Genomic DNA, 21245 nt, shown 5'->3' on the forward strand with positions numbered 1-21245 from the left:
CGACAGTGCCGGTCCGGGCAACTCCGCCTGGGAAGACCTGCTGGGCGGCGGCGACAACGATTTCGACGATGCCGTCTTCCAGATCGACGTGTTCGACGGGCCGCAGCCTGAGTTCGACGACCGCATCTGGGCCGGCAAGGGCGACGACCTGATCGACGGCGACCGCGGCAATGACGACATCGAGGCGGATCAGGGCGACGACACCATCACCGGCGGGTCTGGCGACGACACCATCGACGGCGGCTCCGGCTTCGATACCGCCATCTTCTCGGGCTCGGTGCTGGACCACTCGATCACCAAGGGACGCGGCGACCGGATCATCGTGGACGGTCCCGACGGCACCGACGAACTGCGCCGGGTCGAACGCCTCGTGTTCGACGACTTCGTGCTCGATATCGACCGGGATACCGAGATCCAGACCGGCGGCGCGGGCGACGACAATCTTTCGGGCGGCGACGAGGATGACGTCCTGGCCGGCGGTGGCGGCGACGACACCCTGTCCGGCGAGGGCGGCGACGATCTGCTTTCGGGGGGCGACGGCAACGATTCCATCGATGGCGGTGCGGGCGACGACGTCATCGACGGCGGCACCGGCGACGACAGTATCGACGCGGGTTCCGGTGATGACACCGTGCTGGGCGGCGACGGCAACGACACCATTCTTGGTGGAGATGGCGACGATGTGATCTTCGGCGGCGAAGGCGATGACCTGATCGACGCCGGCGCCGGCAACGACACGGTGTTCGGCGGCGGCGGCAACGACACGATCGTCGGCGGTGAAGGCGATGATTCCGTCGAGGCTGGCGCGGGCGACGATTCCGTCTCCGGCGGTGCGGGCAACGACACGGTCTCGGGCGGTGACGGCAACGACGCAATCGATGGGGGCGATGGCGACGACAGCCTGTCGGGCGACGCGGGTGCGGACACGCTGACCGGCGGTCTCGGCGATGACGTTCTCGACGGCGGGGCTGACGACGACAGCCTGGATGGTGGCGAGGGCAATGACACCATCCTGGGCGGTGCAGGCAACGACACGGTCGATGCAGGCGACGGGAACGACTCTGTCGACGGCGGCGAGGGTGACGACAGCATCTCCGCCGGAGCAGGCGACGACACGGTGCTGGGTGGCGACGGCAACGACACCGTTGATGGGGGCGATGGAAACAACTCTGTCGAGTCGGGCGCGGGCGACAACTCCGTTTCCGGCGGCGCGGGCGATGACACGGTCTCCGGCGGCGACGGCAATGACGCCATCGATGGCGGCGCGGGCGACGACAGCCTGTCGGGCGACGCGGGTGCGGACACGCTGACCGGCGGTCTCGGCGACGATGTTCTCGACGGCGGGGCTGACAACGACAGCCTGGATGGTGGCGAGGGCAATGACACCATCCTCGGCGGTGCGGGCAACGACACTGTCGATGCAGGCGACGGGAATGACTCTGTCGATGGCGGTGAAGGCGACGATTCTGTCTCCGCCGGTGCCGGTGACGACACCGTGCTGGGTGGCGACGGCAACGACACCATTGATGCGGGCGATGGAAACAACTCTGTCGAGGCGGGCGCGGGCGACGATTCCGTCTCCGGCGGCTTCGGCAACGACACGGTCTCCGGCGGTGACGGAATTGACGCCATCGACGGCGGCGAGGGCGACGACAGCCTGTCGGGCGATGCGGGTGCGGACACGCTGAACGGCGGTCTCGGCGATGATGTTCTCGACGGCGGGGCCGACGACGACAGCCTCGACGGCGGCGAAGGCAACGACACGATCCTGGGCGGTGCGGGCAACGATACCGTCGATGCTGGCGCCGGAAACGACTCTGTCGATGGCGGTGAAGGCGACGACAGCATCTCTGCTGGCGCTGGCGATGACACCGTGCAGGGCGGCGACGGCAACGACACCATTCTTGGTGGAGACGGCGACGATGTGATCTTCGGCGGCGACGGCGATGACCTGATCGACGCCGGCGCCGGCAACGACACGGTGTTCGGCGGCGGCGGCAACGACACGATCGTTGGTGGTGACGGCAACGACTTGGTCGAAGCCGGCGCGGGTGACGATTCCGTCTCCGGCGGCCTTGGCAACGACACGGTCTCCGGTGGCGACGGCAATGACGGGATCGATGGCGGCGATGGGGATGACAGCCTGTCGGGCGACGCGGGTGCGGACACGCTGACCGGCGGCCTGGGTGACGACATTCTCGATGGCGGGGCCGACGACGACAGCCTCGACGGCGGCGAAGGCAATGACACCATCCTGGGCGGTGCAGGCAACGACACGGTCGATGCAGGCGACGGAAACGACTCTGTCGACGGCGGTGAAGGCGACGACAGCATCTCTGCTGGCGCTGGCGACGACCTGCTGCAGGGTGGACCCGGCGACGATGTCCTCGACGGCGGCCTCGGCAATGACACGGTCTCCGGCGGCGACGGCAACGACGCCATCGACGGCGGCGAGGGCGACGACAGCCTGTCGGGCGACGCGGGCGCGGACACGCTGACCGGCGGCCTGGGCGATGATGTCCTAGACGGCGGGGCCGACGACGACAGCCTCGACGGCGGCGAAGGCAACGACACGATCCTCGGCGGTGCGGGCAACGACACTGTCGATTCAGGCGACGGCAACGACACCATTGATGCGGGCGATGGAAACGACTCTGTCGAGGCGGGTGCGGGCGACGATTCCGTCTCCGGCGGTGCGGGCGATGACACGGTCTCCGGCGGCGACGGCAATGACGCCATCGATGGCGGCGCGGGCGACGACAGCCTGTCGGGCGACGCGGGTGCGGACACGCTGACCGGCGGTCTCGGCGATGACGTTCTCGACGGCGGGGCTGACGACGACAGCCTGGATGGTGGCGAAGGCAACGACACGGTCCTGGGCGGTTCTGGCAACGACACTGTCGATGCAGGTGACGGGAACGACTCTGTCGACGGCGGCGAGGGTGACGACAGCATCTCGGCCGGAGCCGGCGACGACACCGTGCTGGGCGGCGCCGGCAACGACACCGTGCTGGGCGGCGACGGTGACGACCTGCTGCAGGGTGGACCCGGCGACGATGTCCTCGACGGCGGTGTCGGCAACGACACAATCCTCGGGGATGCCGGCAACGATACGCTGCTGGGCGGCGAGGGTAATGATTCTGCTGAAGGTGGTGCAGGCGATGATGTCGTCGATGGCGGCCTCGGTAATGACACGGTCTCCGGCGGCGACGGCAATGACGCCATCGATGGGGGCGAGGGCGACGACAGCCTGTCGGGCGACGCGGGCGCGGACACGCTGACCGGCGGCCTGGGCGATGATGTTCTCGACGGCGGGGCTGACAACGACAGCCTGGATGGTGGCGAGGGCAATGACACCATCCTCGGCGGTGCGGGCAACGACACTGTCGATGCAGGCGACGGGAATGACTCTGTCGATGGCGGTGAAGGCGACGATTCTGTCTCCGCCGGTGCCGGTGACGACACCGTGCTGGGTGGCGACGGCAACGACACCATTGATGCGGGCGATGGAAACGACTCTGTCGAGGCGGGCGCGGGCGACGATTCCGTCTCCGGCGGCTTCGGCAACGACACGGTCTCCGGCGGTGACGGAATTGACGCCATCGACGGCGGCGAGGGCGACGACAGCCTGTCGGGCGATGCGGGTGCGGACACGCTGACCGGCGGACTCGGCGATGACGTCCTGGACGGCGGGGCCGACGACGACAGCCTGGATGGTGGTGAAGGCAACGACACGATCCTGGGCGGTTCGGGCAACGACACCGTTCTTGGTGGAGACGGCGATGACCTGCTGCAGGGCGGGCCCGGTGACGATGTCCTTGATGGCGGTCTCGGCAACGACACGATCCTCGGCGATACCGGCAACGACACGCTCATCGGCGGCGAAGGCGACGACTCCGTCACGGCCGGCGAGGGCGACGATTCCGTCTCCGGCGGTTCGGGCAATGACACCGTGCTGGCCGGTGACGGCAATGACACCGTCGATGGCGGCGAGGATGACGATTTCATCGCCGGCGGCGCGGGTGACGACAGCGTCATCGGCGGTCTGGGCAATGACACCATCGATGGTGGCATCGGCGCCGACACGATCGGCGGCGGCGACGGAGACGACATTGTCGACGGCGGCGCGGGTGAAGACGCCATCGATGGTGGTGAGGGCAATGACGTCATCGACGGCGGCGACGGCGCCGACACGATCAGCGGCGGTGCGGGCAACGACATCATAGATGCCGGCGCAGACGACGATCTGGTCGATGGCGGCGACGGCGATGACGCGATTGCCGGCGGGGGTGGCAGCGACACGATGATTGCCGGCGCAGGTAACGACACCGTCTTCGGCGGCGACGGCGACGATGAGATCACGGGCGGCGCCGGGGACGACAGCATCGACGGCGGTGACGGCGACGACACCGTCTTCTTCACCGGCAATCACGACGAATACGACGTCACCTTCAACCCGGACGGCTCGGTCACCATCACGGACACCGTGCCCGGCCGCGACGGCACGACGACCCTGACCAATGTCGAGACCGCATCCTTCGCGGATGCCGACTACAACGCCGACGGCACGAACAACGGCCCCGAGGCCTTCGACGATGCGGCGGCGACCGACGAGGACACTGCGGTCAACATCGACGTTCTGGCCAACGACTTCGACTTCGACAGTGACGATCTGGATGTCGTCTCCGCGACCGCGGACAACGGCTCGGTCACGATCGAGGCCGACGGCACCATCACCTATACCGGCAACCAGGATTTCAACGGCGCCGACACGATCACCTATACCGTCGACGACGGCCGCGGCGGCCAGGACACGGCCGAGGTGACGGTCACCGTGAACGCGGTGAACGATGCGCCGGTGATCACCGCCCCCACGGGCGGCGCCATGCGCTTCGACGGCAACGCGGCGAACCATGTCCAGGTCGCGCACGACCCGGATCTGAGCCCGGACAGCTGGACGGTCGAGGCCTGGGTCACGACCTCCGATGCGGACGGCCAGTTCAACCGCGTCGTCACCAAGCCGGTGGGTGGCGGGCAGACCTACAGCCTGGTGGTCCGCGGGGGCGAGGCGCATATCCGTTTCGACGACGCCACGCTGGGCCAGCAGTTCGTGCAGGCCGGCTTCGTCGCCGATGGCGAACCGCACCACATCGCCGGCGTCTATGACGATGCCGCGAACACGCTCAGCCTCTATGTGGACGGCGTCCTGACGGGTAGTATCTCGACAGTCGGCAGGACCCCGGTGCAGGGCACCGAAGAGCTGAACATTGGCCGCTTCAACGACGGCTTCGGTCAGGGCTTCACGGGCGATGTCTCCGAAGTCCGCGTCTGGTCGGTCGCGCGCTCGACCGCCGAGATCGCCGACAATTTCGACCAGGTCATGGATTCATCGAACGAGCCGGATCTCGAGCTCTACATGACCTTCGATCCGAGTTTTGCCGAGCCCGGCAAGGTCCAGGACCTGTCAGGTCACGATTATGACGGCCAGATCTTCGGCAGCCCGCAATTCGTGGCGGGCGGCGCGCCGGTCGATCAGGCCATTCAGACCGAGGTCGGCCAGGAAGTCCGCTTCTTCGGCGGCGCGGTCGCGGATGTGGATGCGGGCGAAGGCACCGGCGTCATTCAGGTCACAATCGAGGCCGTCAACGGGACGATCGATGTCTCTTCGGGCACGGGCGCAACAATCGCCGGCGACCAGTCGAAGCTTGTGACGCTGACCGGCACGCTGGCCCAGATCTCGGCGTCGCTGTCGAACATGACCTTCACGCCGGATGCCGGCTTCATCGGCGAAGAGACCGTCACCATCACCGCCGACGATCTGGGCAATGCCGGCGCCGGCGGCGCGCTGACCGATGTGCAGACCTTCACCATCCTGGTGGTCGAGCCCAACGTCGCGCCGGAAGCTGTCGATGACGCGGCGACGACCGACGAGGATACGTCCGTCAACATCGACGTGCTGGCAAATGATGTCGACGACAATGGCGACGATCTGACGGTCACCGAAGCGACAGCCGCGAACGGCGCGGTGGTCATCGAGGCCGACAACACGCTGACCTACACGCCGGACGCCGACTTCAACGGCACGGACACGATCAGCTACACGATCACCGACGGAAACGGCGAGTTCGCGACAGCCGAGGTCACGGTCACCGTGAACGCCGTCAACGACGCGCCGGTGATCTTCGCGCTCGGCTCGGATGTCGAGGGCAATGTGGTCGAGGATTCGGCCGACCCGCTGACCGACAGCGGCTCGATCGCCTTCATCGACGTCGATCTGGGCGACAGCCACACCGTCGCAGCGACCTTCACCGGTTCCGCCGGCGATCCCGGCGGCATCACGCCGGCCCAGGCCGAGGCCTTCTTCAGCGCGGCGATCAACGGGTCCGCCGCCGACTGGAGTTTCTCCGCCGACAACGCGCTGTTCGATCATCTCGCGTGTGACGAGACCCTGACCTTCACCTATCAGTTGGTCATTAATGACGGCGCCGGGGGTACGGCGACCGAGTTCGTCAACGTCACCGTCGAAGGCACCAACGACCTGCCGCGCGTCGCGGGGCCGGTCGATGGCGGCGCGACCGACGAGGATTCCGCGCCTGTCAGCATCGATCTGCTGGCGAATGCCTCGGACGCCGAGGGCGACGACCTGGCGACGACCGGGGTTTCGGTCACCTCGTCGAATGCGGCGCGCACCGTCGCCTTCTCGGTCGATGACGCGACCGGCGAGCTGATCATCGATCCGGCGCAGTTCAACGATCTGCCGTCCGGCGCAACCGAGACGATCACCATCGACTACGGCGTGATCGAGCAGGACCGCCTTGCGGCCGACAGCATCGGGACACAGGTGTCGCCGAACAATGGCGCCTACTATGTCTTCGACTTCGATACCGGCGCTCTGACCTTCGAATTGAACGTCCCGGGCGGCGGCCTGTCCTTCCCCGGCCCGTCGAGCATTCCGCAGAACGGCGTCATCATCACGCTGAACCCGAACAATGCGAATGTTCATGTCGGCGTGCGGACCTACGAAGACGGCGTCGAGACCCGCCGGGACGCATCCGAGCAGTCCATCGACGGCTATTCGGGTTCGACCGGTCCGCTGGGCGACAGCGGTCCCAATTTCTTCGGGCCGGGCGTCGTCTACAACGATTCCATGGTCAACAGCGCGATCACCTGGTCGGGGACGCTGGACGACGGCTGTGGTCCGCGCGAAGTCGAGGTGGTCCTGTCGGGCCTGAATTACACCGACAATGCCGGCGGGATCCTGTCGATCGGAAACGCCTCGGCAGGCCGCTGTTCCGCCGGCGACGCCGGCAACCGCGACCCTTGTGATCGAGGGCATCAACGACCGCCCCGTGGTCACCGGCCCGGTCGACGCGGGCAGCGTCACCGAGGACGACGCGCCGGTCACGATCGATCTGCTGGCGAACAGTTCCGACCCGGACAATGACGATCTGGATGTCGAGGACGTCGCCGTCAGCTCCACCAATGCCGCGCGCAACGTCGCCGTCACCGTGGACGAGGAGAGCGGCGAACTTGTCATCGACCCGGCCCAGTTCAACGATCTGGCCGCGGGCGAGAGCGAGACGGTCACGGTCAGCTACAACGTCTCCGACACCACGGCGGACTTCTCCGGCGCCATCGGCTCGCCCGGCGTGCCGAACGGCGGCGTCACCTATGTCGTTGATTTCGACACCGGCAACATATTCACCTTCGTCCGCTCGAGCGGCCCGTTCCTGCCGGCAAGCCTGCAGCCCGAAAATGGCGCCTACCTGCATCTGAACCCGAACAATGGCTTCAGCGGCGTGCTGGCGGCGGCGACCTACAGGGATGGCGTCGAGACCGTCCGGGATGCCTCGGAGTTCGATTTCGGCGACTATGCCGGCTCGGTCAGCGGCGCCAGCTTCGTCGGCGCGTTCTCCGGCGACACGCTGACCTGGACTGCCCACGACATTGCGACCGCCGACGGGGAGCGCTGCGTCTCCATCCGTCTCGACAACGTCACCCATTTCCGCACCGACGGGATCAATGTCGGTTCGGCGAATTTCGACGTCACCGCCGATGTGGCCACGGAAGCCACCATCACCATCACCGGTTTGAACGATGCGCCCGATGCGGTGGACGATGCGGTCACGACCGACGAGGACACTGCGGTCAATATCGCCGTGCTGGCCAACGACACCGATCCGGACGCTTCCGACGATCTGACGGTCACGGCGGCGTCGGCGGCCAACGGCACGGTGGTGATCGAGGCCGACGGCACGCTGACCTATACGCCGGACGCCGACTTCAACGGCGCGGACACGATCAGCTACACCATCGACGACGGCAATGGCAGCACCGATACGGCGGAAGTTGCGGTCACGGTGAACGCCGTGAACGACGCGCCGGTGGCCGTCGACGATGCAGCCACGACCGACGAGGACGTTGCCGTCAACATCGACGTCCTTGCCAATGACACCGACACCGAAAGCGATGGCCTGACGGTCACATCGGCATCCGCCGCCAACGGCACGGTCGTGATCGAAGCCGACGGCTCGCTGACCTATACCGGCAACCAGGACTTCAACGGCACCGACACGATCACCTACACCGTCGATGACGGGAACGGCGGCGCCGATACGGGCTCCGTCGAGATCACGGTCAATGCCGTGAACGACGCGCCGGTTGCCGTGGACGACACGGCGACGACCGATGAGGACGTTTCCGTCAACATCGACGTCCTGTCGAACGACACCGACGCGGAGAATGACGGCCTGACGGTCACGTCGGCATCCGCCGCCAACGGCACGGTCGTCATCGAGGCCGATGGCTCGCTGACCTATACCGGCAACCAGGATTTCAACGGTGTGGACACGATCACCTACACCGTCTCCGATAGCGACCTGACCGACACGGCTCAGGTCACGGTCACCGTCAACGCGGTGAACGACGCGCCGGAAATCGATGCGGGCGCATCGGTCCTGTCCGCCGACCTGATCGTGGGCTTCACCCGGGCGCAGAGCCTTGATGCCAATGACCTTCTGGCGAACTTCGTCAATCCGTCACGCTCGGCGGTGGTGATCGACGAGGGCGCGCTGGACGTGCTGCATGTCGGCACCGGCGGCATTTCCCGCACGTCGCTGGTCGAGATTCCGCTGTTCCTGGCCGGTGAACTGGCAGCGGACGCAAACCTGACCATCACCATCGAAGGCGTCGTCCAGCGGACCTCTGGCGATCAGGACATCGCTTTCGGCCTGAGGGATCCTGATCAGGCACTGGCATTTTTCACCGCCGACGGCTCGACCGGACTGCTCTTCGCGGACGAGATGATTGGCGCCGGGCCCTTCGGCGTCGGCCTGACCAACCTGCCACCGAGCGTCGACCGCACCCCGCTCAGCGGCCCGCAGATCCAGGATTTCATCCTCCGTGCCGATCTGGCGGGCGCCAGCGACCAGCTCACCCTCGTCGAGGGTGGGGGGGGCGCCTTCAATGCCGCCACCGGTCAGGGCGCCTTCATCGATACCGAAGACGGGTTTTCCATCTTCGTCGGCGGCGACGGCAATAACGAGAGTTATGAGTTCGTCAGCCTGGCCTACACCGCTGAAGTCAACGGCCTGGTCGACGGCGGCAGCATCGTCTTCACCGATATCGACGCGAGCGACACGCACACCGCCTCCGTCACCGGCGTGGCGACCACTGGCGACACGAACGGCATCGACAACGCGACGCTGCAAGGTTTCCTGAGTCTCGGCGCGGTGACATCCTCGGCGCTGGGTTCGGCCGGCTCGGTCGCGTGGAGCTTCGAGGCCGACGACGCCCTGTTCGACTATCTGGGCGGCGGCGAGACGCTGGAAATCGCCTACACGGTCGAGATCGACGACAATAATGGCGGCGCCGACTCGGAGACCGTCACGGTCACCATCAACGGCCTGAACGACGGCCCGGTGGCGGCGGGCGAGGCGGTCACGACCGACGAGGACACCGCCGTCAGCATCGACGTGCTGGCCAATGACAGCGATGTCGACGGGGACAGCCTGACGGTGACCTCGGCGGTGGCGAACAACGGCACGGTCGCGATCGAGGCCGACGGCTCGCTCACCTACACGCCGGACGCCGACTTCAACGGTTCCGACACGATCAGCTATGTCGTCTCCGACGGTGAACTGACCGATACCGCCCAGGTCGCGGTGACGGTGAATGCGGTGAACGACGCGCCGGTGGTCACCCTGCGTGTGCCCGCGGACACGTTGCCGGTCGAACTTGCGGCGGTGAGAAACGGCGATGGCGGGTTCGTCATCAACGGAGAATCCGCAGGCGATCTGGCCGGCTATTCGGTGAGCGGCGCAGGCGACGTGAACGGCGACGGCGTGGCGGACGTGATCGTCGGTGCGCGAAACGCGGGCAGCGCCGGCAAGGGTTATGTCGTATTCGGCAAGGCGGACGGGACAGCGGTCGAACTCACCGACGTGGCGGCGGGCGCAGGCGGCTTCGTCATCAACGGCGTCGATGCGGGCGACCGTACCGGTATTTCGGTCAGCGACGCGGGCGACGTCAACGGCGACGGCCTGGCCGATCTGATCGTCGGCACCGGCTACACCTACGAAAGCAATTACGCGGCGGGTAAGAGCTTCGTCGTCTTCGGCAAGGCCGATGCTGGCGCCGTCGACCTCGCCGATGTGGAGGCCGGCATCGGCGGTTTCCTGATCAATGGCAGCAACGAGTACGATTATTCCGGGCGCGCTGTAAGCGGTGCAGGCGATGTGAACGGCGACGGTCTGGATGATCTGCTTGTCGGCGCCTATGAGGCCAGTCCTGGGGGTGTTCGGTCCGGCGGGGCCTATGTCGTCTTTGGCAAGGCGGACGGAACGACGGTTGAGCTGTCGAATGTGGAATCCGGTACGGGCGGCTTTGCGATCAATGGCGTCTCCGCCGGCGACCGCGTCGGCCTGGCGGTGAGCGATGCTGGCGACGTCAACGGCGACGGCCTCGCCGATGTCATCGTTGCCGCTCAATTCGATGATCCGAACGGCGCGGAATCCGGTTCGGCTTTCGTTGTCTTCGGCAAGGCGGACGGCGTAGCCATCGAACTATCCCAGGTCGAGCTGGGGGTTGGCGGTTTCGTCATCAATGGTGCTTCTGCCGGGGATCGGGCGGGCTCTTCTGTCAGCAGCGTCGGAGATCTCAACGGCGACGGTCTGACGGACCTGTTTGTCGGTGCAAGAGCAGATGATCCCAACGGTCTGGATTCCGGCGCGGGATTCGTCGTGTTCGGAAAGGCCGATGGCGCGACTGTAGAGCTTTCGGATGTCGAAGCGGGTATAGGCGGTTTTGTCATCAACGGCCTCGCGGCGGGCGATCTCGCCGGCACTTCCGTCAGCGAAATCGGCGATCTGAACGGCGACGGTCTGACCGACCTGATCATCGGCGCATCGGGTGCGGATCCGAATGGCAATCAATCCGGGGCCAGCTTTGTCGTGTTCGGCAAGGCCGACGGCACAGCCATCGAACTGGCGGATGTCGAGGCGGGTATCGGCGGCTTTGTGATCAACGGCGCACTGGACGGCGACCGGATCGGCGGCGTTGTCAGCGGCGCAGGCGATGTCAACGGTGACGGCGTCAACGATGTCATCCTCGGCGCAGCCTCTTCCGACCCCAACGGCAATCAATCCGGTTCTGCATTCGTCGTCTTCGGCAAGGGGGGCGACCGTACGGTCACCGACTTCAGCCGTGCCCCGGTTTTCGAGGCGGATGAGAACAGTTCCGCGACCTTTGAGGGGCTGGTGATTTCCGATGTGGACGCTGGCGAGGGCGCCGGTGAGGTCGAGGCCGTACTTTCGGTTTCCGAAGGTGTGCTCAACGTCGGCGTGACCGGCGCGACGGTCGGCGGCGACGGCACGGGATCGGTCACCGTTACCGGCGCGTTGGCTGACGTGAATGTGGCCATCGCTGCGCTGACCTACACACCGGGCAGCCACTTCTTCGGCACCGACAGCCTGCAGATCGACGTGTCGGATCTCGGCAATACAGGCGCCGGTGGGCCGCTGACTGACTCGGAATCCGTCCGGATCATTGTCAACGAGGTCAACGACGCTCCGGTGGCCGTGGACGACACGGCGACCGTCAACGAGGATGGCTCGGTCAGTATCGACGTTCTGGCCAACGACATCGACGCCGACGGCAATGAGTTGACCGTCACGGCGGCAAGCGCCCTCAACGGTTCGGTGGTGATCGAAACCGACGGGACCATCACCTACACCCCCGATCCGGATTTCAACGGCGCCGACACGATCACCTACACGGTCGAGGATGGCCGCGGCGGCAGCGACACGGGCGAGGTCGTGGTTACTGTCAACAATGACAACGATGAAATCCTGTTCACGAACGGCGCGGATGTCGTCGATCTGAATGCCGTGACGGCGGCGGACGCCCAGGATGACGGCAATGTCACGGATGCGCTGGACGGCGACGATTTCGTCACGCTGGCCGACAACGCGTCCGAAGCCGCAGAGGCGGGCTTCACGCTGGGTGACACCTTCTTTGGCGGTGACGGCAACGATACCGTTCTCGGCGGCGGCCTGGACGACGTGATCGATAGCGGCGACGGGGACGACCTGCTGAACGGCGGCATCGGGAGCAACACGCTGGATGGCGGCGCCGGAAATGATACCGCGGTTCTCGACAGTGGCGCCGCAATCGCGGACCTGGCGGCAGGCACGGCTTCCTTCTCCAGCGATCTGAATGGTGTGCTGCTGGGCTCCCCCGTCGCGACGCCCAACACCTCAGCGCCCGCGACCAACCTTCAGGACGGTCTGAACTTCACCTGGGACGTCCGCGCCGGGCTGGAATTCTCCAACGGCACCCGCGACGCCTATGATGGCGGCATGCGGGCGCAGCTGACCGTCGGGGGCGTAACGGAGCTCTATTCCACGGCGCAGCACAACATCAGCGACGACGGCCATACCTTTCAGGGCGACGTGCAGGACCGCAGCGGGATCGACTATGACCGCCGCCTCTACATTTCGGAATCCGACGGCTTTGCGCGCTTCGTGGAGACCCTGACCAACACCACCGGCGCGACCGAGACGGTCACCCTGCGAATTTTCTCCGATCTGGGCTCCGACGGTGTGATCCAGGTCTTGGAGACAAGCTCGGGCGACACGTCGTTCGACGCCAATGACCGCTATGTCATCACCGACGATGCTTCTGGCGGGGCCAGCGGCCGCCCGCTGATCCTGCATCATTTCCAGGGCCTGAATGAAAGTGGTGTCACCGTGCAGTCGGCCAGCGCGGTCAATGACGACATCGAGTATGTTTTCACCTTCGATCTGGCGCCGGGCGAGTCGCGGTCGATCCTGCATTTCGGCGCACAGACCGATACGCTCGCTGACGCGCAGCGTCTGGTGGATCTCATCGATAATCTCGATCCCGTGGTCGTCGAGGAGATGTCCGCGGATGAAGTCGCCCATATCGGCAATTTCGGGTTCAGCGATCAGGGCGTCACTACCCTTGCCAATATCGAGAACCTGACAGGCGGCGGCCTCGCCGACGATCTGGCGGGCGACGGCGGCGGCAACGTGCTCACCGGCAATGATGGCGACGACACGCTGAGCGGCCGCGGAGGCGAAGACACGTTGCTGGGCGGTGCGGGCGCGGACACGCTCGACGGTGGAACCGGTGACGACCTGCTGGATGGCGGCGACGACGGCGACGTCCTCTCTGGCGGCGCAGGCAACGATCTGCTGGAAGGCGGCGCGGGCAACGACGTCGCGACCTTCACCGGCGCCTCGGATGAATACATCGTCACCTTCAACGGTGACGGGACGGTGACTGTCGAGGACACGGTCCTGGGCCGGGACGGCACGGACGTGCTCAACGGGATCGAGGTGGCGAGCTTCGCCGATGGCGACTTCCTCGCGGACGGCACCAACAATGCGCCCGAGGCGGCCGACGATGCGGCATCCACGGACGAGGACACATCCGTCAACGTCGACGTGCTGGTGAACGACACCGACTTCGACAGCGACGACCTGAGCGTCACCTCCGCCACCGCGGCTAACGGTTCCGTGGTCATCGAGACCGACGGGACGCTGACCTACACGCCGGACGCCGACTTCAACGGCGCGGACACGATCAGCTACACCGTCGATGACGGGAACGGCGGCACCGACACCGCCGAGGTTGCGGTGACTGTGAACGCCGTGAACGACGCACCGGTGATCGACGCAGGCGCCTCGGATCTGAGCTCGGATCTGACCGCCGGCTTCACCCGCGCCGCGAGTCTGGACGCCAACGATCTGCTGGCGAACTACGTCAGTCCGTTCCGCTCGGCGGTGGTCGTGGACGAGGGTGCGCTGGACGTGTTGCATGTCAGCCCGCGTCCGGGCAGCGGCTTCGACCGCACGGTGCTGGTCGAGATCCCGCTCTTCACGGCCGGCGAACTGGATGCCGACGCCCGCGTCACCATCGATATCGACGGTCTGATCCAGCGCAACGGCTCCGATCAGGACATCCTGTTCGGCATCCGCGACACCGACCAGCACCTGTCCTTCTTCTCGTCCGATGGCGGCGCCGGCATCCTGCTGGCCGACAGCATGGTGGGTCTTGGCCCCGCCGGCATCGCCTCGCCCGAGAACCCGCCGCTGACCGACCGCACGCTGCCGGGCGGCTCGCAGGTCGAGGACTTCACCCTGCGAAATCGATCTCGACGGCGACAGCGACCGCATCACCCTTGTCGAGGGCAATGGTGCCGCCATCAACGTCACCGGCGACCCGGGCACCTATATCGATGCGGACGACGCAGTGTCCGTATTCATCGGCGCCGACCAGTTCCACGAATTCTACGAGATCGTCAGCCTGGCCTACTCGGCCGAGGTCGACGGACTGCTCGACAGCGGCGCCATCGCCTTCACCGATGTCGATGCTTCGGACACCCACACCGCTGCAGTTACCGGCGTTGCGACGACGGGCGACACCAATGGAATCGGTACTTCGACCCTGCTGAGCTTCCTTAGCCTCGGCGCGGTGACGTCGTCGGCGCTCGGGTCGGCGGGTTCGGTCGCATGGAGCTTCGAGGCCGACGACGCGCTGTTCGAGTATCTGGGCGGCGGGGAATCGCTGGAGATCGCCTACATCGTCGAGATCGACGACAACAATGGCGGCACGGACTCGGAATCCGTCTCCATCACGATCAATGGGCGGAACGATGGCCCGGCCGCGGCGGACGAGGCAGCCACCACGGACGAGGACACGGCGGTCAACATCGACGTGCTGGCCAACGACACCGACGTCGACCTCAACGACACGCTGACTGTCACCTCGGCCGTGGCGAACAACGGCACGGTCGTCATCGAGGCCGACGGCTCGCTGACCTATACGCCGGACGCCGACTTCAACGGTTCCGACACGATCAGCTACGTCGTCTCCGACGGCGAACTGACCGACACCGCACAGGTTGCGGTGACGGTGAATGCGGTCAATGACGCGCCGGTGCTGACCCCGCCGGTGGCGGGCGCGATGCGCTTCGACGGCAACGGGGCCAATCACGTTCAGGTCGCGCACGACGCAGGGCTCAGCCCGGACAGCTGGACGGTCGAGGCCTGGATCACGACCACGGATGCCGACGGCCAGTTCAACCGCGTCGTCACCAAGCCGGTCGGCGGCCAGCAGACCTACAGCCTGGTGGTCAGGGACGGCGAGGCGCATGTCCGTTTCGACGACCTCACCCTGGGCCAGAAATTCGTTCAGGCCGGCTTCGTCGCCGACGGCGAGCCGCACCATATCGCCGGCGTCTATGACTCCGTTGCCGACACGCTGACGCTCTACGTCGATGGCGTGGTCGCCGGCAGCACGTCCACCGTCGGCTTCACCCCCAGGCAGGGCACGGAAGAGCTGAATATCGGCCGCGCCAATGACGGCTTCAGCCAGGGCTTTGTCGGCGACATCTCCGAGGTCCGCGTCTGGTCCGAGGCGCGCTCGGCCGCCGACATCGCTGCCGAGTTCGACCAGGTGCTCGATCCGGCGTCCGAGAACGCCCTCGAGCTCTATATGGTCTTCAGCCAGATGTTCACTGGCTTCGGCACCGGCACTGTCCTGGGCGCCAATCTGGTTCAGGACCTGTCGGGCAACGATCGTGACGGCCAGATCGTGGGGTCGCTGCCCTTTGTCGCCGGCGACGCACCGGTCGACAGCGCCATCGTCACCGAGGTCGGTCAGGAAGTCCGCTTCTTCGACATGTCGGTGCTTGACGTGGATGCCGCCGAGGGCACGAACCAGATCCAGGTCGTGCTGGAGTCCTCGGACGGCACCATCGACACCCAGACCTTCCCCGGCTTCACCCAGATCGGCGACCGGACGGCTCAGGTGACCCTGATCGGCGATCCGGTGACGCTGGCCGATTCGCTGGACAACGCGACCTTCAAGCCGAATGACGGCTTCTCCGGGACCGCCACCATCACGGTGACCGCGACCGACCTCGGCAACACGGGCGCCGGCGGCCCGCAGACCACGGTCCTGACCTTCAATATCGAGGTGATCGATCCGGTTCAGGCCCCCGAACTGACCAACGACATCGGTCTGACGGGTACGGAGAACGTGCCGGTTCTGCTGGATGTGCTGGCGAACGACACGGGCGACGGTCTCAGGATCGTCTCGGCCGAGGCGTCGTCTGGCGCGAATGTGAGCTTCACCGGCGCGGTGGGCGACGGCATCACACTGGATCCGTCGGGCGGTCTGATCGCCGACTTCGGCGGCTTCAGCGGTCAGTTCGACTACGACAATCTGGCGCCGGGCGACGTCATCGCCGACGTCGTCACCTTCGTGGTCGAGGACGCGAACGGCGAGCAGGCCGGCGACGCGGTGGTTACCCGCAAGACCCTGGCGCTGGACAGCCTGGGCAGCTTCAACACGCCCTCGCTGGATCTCGATGGCGTGACGATCACCGGTTCGGCCAATGTCAACGTGCTGAACTTCAACGGTATCGGCGTGGTCGGCGGCTCCTCGTCGAGCTTCTTCGACATCGGCGAGCAGCTGGTCTTCGACTTCGACCATCTGGCGGTGAACGTGCAGCTCTTCATCGGCACGGTGGGCAACTCCACGCCGGTGGACGGCGCGCAGGTGGGGCTGGAGGGCTTCGACGCCGACGGCAACTCGCTGGGCACGGTCAGCCTCCCGGTCTCGGGCGGCATCTTCGAGGCCAACCTGTCTGCGGCCTATGGCAACGTGCCGGTCTCGCGGCTGGAGATGACGGGCGAGGGCGACCGCTTCATCTTCCGCACCCTGACCTTCGACGAGATCCAGGGCGACGGCTTCGCGGTGGTCGAGATCAGCGGCGTCAACGATGCGCCGGTGATCACCGACCAGACCTTCACCGTGGCCGAGGACAGCTTCGGCCTGTTCGAGACGCTTGATGTCGACGATCCGGACCGCAATCAGAGTGCCTTCTCGCTCGATCTGAACGTCGTCTCGGCGCCGTCGGAGGGCAGTGTGTCGCTGAACTTCGGCGAGTTGGACTTCCGCCTCGACGGCGGCTTCCAGGATGTGAGCCTGGGCGAGGTCCGCGAGGTCGAGGTGGTCTATACGGCGACTGACCCGGACGGCGCGGTCTCCGACCCCGGCACGATCACCATCCGGATCACCGGCAACAACGATCCGGTCACCGGCAATGACGACACGGCGAGCGTCGACGAGAACAGCTCGATCAACATCGACGTGCTGGCCAACGATACCGACATCGATGCGCTAGACATTCTGTCTGTCACGGCCGCCTCGGCGAGCAACGGCTCGGTGGTGATCGAGGCCGACGGCACGCTGACCTACACGCCGGACGCCGACTTCTTCGGTTCCGACACGATCACCTACACCGTCTCCGACGGCAACGGCTCGACCGACACGGCCAACGTCAGCGTCACGGTGAACGAAGTCGGCCCGCAGGTGACCAACGACATCGGTCTGACGGGCACGGAGAACGTGCCGGTTCTGCTGGATGTGCTGGCGAACGATGCGGGCGACGGTCTCCGGATTGTCTCGGCCGAGGCGTCGTCGGGCGCGAATGTGAGCTTCACCGGCGCGGTGGGCGACGGCATCACGCTGGATCCGTCGGGCGGTCTGATCGCCGACTTCGGCGGCTTCAGCGGTCAGTTCGACTACGACAATCTGGCGCCGGGCGACGTCATCGCCGACGTCATCACCTTCGTGGTCGAGGACGCGAACGGCGAGCAGGCCGGCGACGCGGTGGTCACCCGCAAGACCCTGGCGCTGGACAGCCTGGGCAGCTTCAACACGCCCTCGCTGGACCTCGACGGCGTGACGGTCACCGGTTCGGCCAATGTCAACGTGCTGAACTTCAACGGTATCGGCGTGGTCGGCGGCTCCTCGTCCAGCTTCTTCGACATCGGCGAGCAGCTGGTCTTCGACTTCGACCATCTGGCGGTGAACGTGCAGCTCTTCATCGGCACGGTGGGCAACACCACGCCGGTGGACGGCGCGCAGGTGGGGCTGGAAGGCTTCGACGCCGATGGCAACTCGCTGGGCACGGTCAGCCTTCCGGTCTCGGGCGGCATCTTCGAGGCCAACCTGTCGGCCGCCTTCGGCAACGTGCCGGTCTCGCGGCTGGAGATGACGGGCGAGGGCGACCGCTTCATCTTCCGCACGCTGACCTTCGACGAGATCCAGGGCGACGGCTTCGCGGTGGTCGAGATCAGCGGCGTCAACGATGCGCCGGTGATCACCGACCAGACCTTCACCGTGGCCGAGGACAGCTTCGGCCTGTTCGAGACGCTTGATGTCGACGATCCGGACCGCAATCAGAGTGCCTTCTCGCTCGATCTGAACGTCGTCTCGGCGCCGTCGGAGGGCAGTGTGTCGCTGAACTTCGGCGAGCTGGACTTCCGCCTCGACGGCGGCTTCCAGGATGTGAGCCTGGGCGAGGTCCGCGAGGTCGAGGTGGTCTACACGGCGACCGACCCGGACGGCGCGGCCTCCGACCCCAGCACGATCACCATCCGGATCACCGGCAACAACGATCCGGTCACCGGTAATGACGACACGGCGAGCGTCGACGAGGACAACTCCGTCCTGATCGACGTGCTGGCCAACGACACGGATGTGGACGCGCTGGACGTGCTCTCCATCCAGTCGGTGGGCTCGGCCTCCAACGGTACGGTAACGATCGAGGGCAACCAGATCCGCTACACGCCGGACGCCGACTTCAACGGCGCTGACAGCTTTGTCTACACCGTCACCGACGGTAACGGCTCGTCCGACACGGCCACCGTGAACGTCACCGTCGACGCGGTGAACGACGCGCCCGTGCTGTCCGGTCCGGTGCTCGCACCGGGGAATGTCGAGCTCGACGATGTCGAGGCGGGCATCGGCGGCTTTGTCATCCACGACACCACCGTCGATACCGTCAACATCTTCCAGGATGCCGCCGAACGCGGATTCGGCAGCGTCATCTCCTTCGCCGGCGATGTGAACGGCGACGGACTGGCGGACTTCATCGTCGGCGACGACAATCTGAACACCGTCAATGGGAACTATTCCGGTGGCGCGGCGGTTGTCTTCGGCAAGGCCGACACGGCGTCGATCGATCTGAGCGAGATCGATGCCGGGATTGGCGGCTTCCGCATCTTTGGTGCGAGTGCACAGGACGATGCGGGCGGCTCGGTTTCCGGCGGCGGTGACATCAACGGCGACGGCCTGGCCGACCTGATCATCGGTGCGCAGCGCAATGACGATGACGGACAGCTCTCCGGCAAGGCCTATGCGGTGTTCGGCAAGGCCGACGGAGCGGCAGTCGACCTGGCGGCAATCCAGGCCGGTCTGGGCGGCGGCTTCGTGATCGAGGGCGCGGATGTCCGCGACCTCGCCGGCCGTGCGGTCAGCAATGTCGGCGACATCAACGGCGACGGTCTGGACGATCTGATCATCGGAGCGCCCTACGCCTACGACGATGCGATCCGCGATCCGGGCACAGCCTATGTGGTCTTCGGCAAGGCCAGTGCGACCGCGGTCGATCTGGACGACATCCGGGCCGGTGTCGGCGGCTTCGTGATCAACGGGGTCACCGACAACGATCTCGCAGGCCGCTCGGTCAGCGGCGGAGCGGACATCAACGGCGACGGTCTCGACGATCTGGTGATCGGCGCGCCGAACTACGATATCGGCTACACCACCACCAGCGATGCCTTCGTTGTCTTCGGCAAGGCCGATGGCAGCGCCGTGAACCTGGGCGACGTGCAGACAGGCACAGGCGGCTTCGCCATCAACGGCGTCGATCTGGACGACAATTTCGGCCGCTTCGTCGATATCGCCGGCGACGTCAATGGCGACGGCCTGGCCGACGTCATCGTCAGCGCACCGACGGCCGACAATCCGTCCGATCCGCGCGAGGCCTACATCATATTCGGCAAGGCCGATGGCGCCGCCGTCGGCGTCGACGATCTCCGCGCCGGAAGCGGTGGCATCGTCCTGACCGGTGATGAAGGCGCCGGCCAGGTTTCGGCGGCCGGCGACGTCAACCTGGACGGCTTCGCCGATGTCATCGTCAACAGCGGCTCGCCGGACGACAACAACGGCCGGGCGATCGTGGTCTTCGGTCAGGCGGCGCCGGGTACGATCTCGCTCGACGATGCGGCAACCGGAAATGGCGGCTTCGCGATCGACGGCGTCACTGACTTCGGGTCCATCGTCTCCATCGATGGCGGCTTCGACGTCAATGGAGACGGACTGCCGGACTTCCTCGCCGGTTCCTCGAATGGCGGCTTTGGCAATCCCACGCCGGCCTCGGTGCATGTTGTGTTTGGCCAGGGCATCGAGACCGACGAGGACACCCCTCTGGCGTTGAACGGTATCGCGGTTTCCGACATCGATGCGGGCTCTGGCGATGTCCAGGTGGTGCTGGCGGTTGCGAGCGGCTCGATTGATGTGACCGACACGGGCGCGACGATCGACGGCGACCTGAGCGGCAGCGTGACGGTCACCGGCGCGCTGGCGGACGTGAATGCGGCCATCGGTTCGCTGGTCTACACCCCGGATGCGGACTTCAACGGCATCGAGACGCTGGACCTCACAGTCTCCGATCTGGGCAATACCGGTTCGGGTGGCCCGCTGGGCGACAGCCTCTCGGTCGACATCACCGTCAACGCGGTGAACGACGCGCCCGAGATCACTCTGCCGGCTGCCGATCCGCAGATTGCGCTGGGCTTCAGCGTCTCGACGGTGCTCGGACCGATCAACGACAAGACCTTCGGCAACGACATGTCGATCGGCGC

At 66.1% G+C, this 21245-nt stretch carries 2 protein-coding genes and 1 pseudogene; all 3 read left to right on the plus strand.

Annotated elements, in window-relative coordinates; genetic code table 11:
- Positions 1-88: 88 nt before the first annotated feature.
- Positions 89-7444 (plus strand): tandem-95 repeat protein, encoded by a 7356-nt coding sequence (locus ACMVY4_RS06855; protein WP_416900271.1) that lies wholly within the window; start codon positions 89-91, stop codon positions 7442-7444.
- Entirely contained in the window at positions 7326-14987 is a 7662-nt protein-coding gene (locus ACMVY4_RS06860; RefSeq protein WP_416900272.1) for a tandem-95 repeat protein, read from the plus strand. Before ACMVY4_RS06855 ends, ACMVY4_RS06860 begins: the two co-directional genes overlap by 119 nt.
- Positions 14875-21132: pseudogene (locus ACMVY4_RS06865) on the plus strand (Ig-like domain-containing protein); the annotation flags it as partial. The gene ACMVY4_RS06860 and the pseudogene ACMVY4_RS06865, both read left to right, overlap by 113 nt.
- Between the last annotated feature and the right edge of the window lie 113 nt (positions 21133-21245).

Source organism: Minwuia sp. (genome assembly GCF_048007105.1).
GTDB lineage: Bacteria > Pseudomonadota > Alphaproteobacteria > Minwuiales > Minwuiaceae > Minwuia.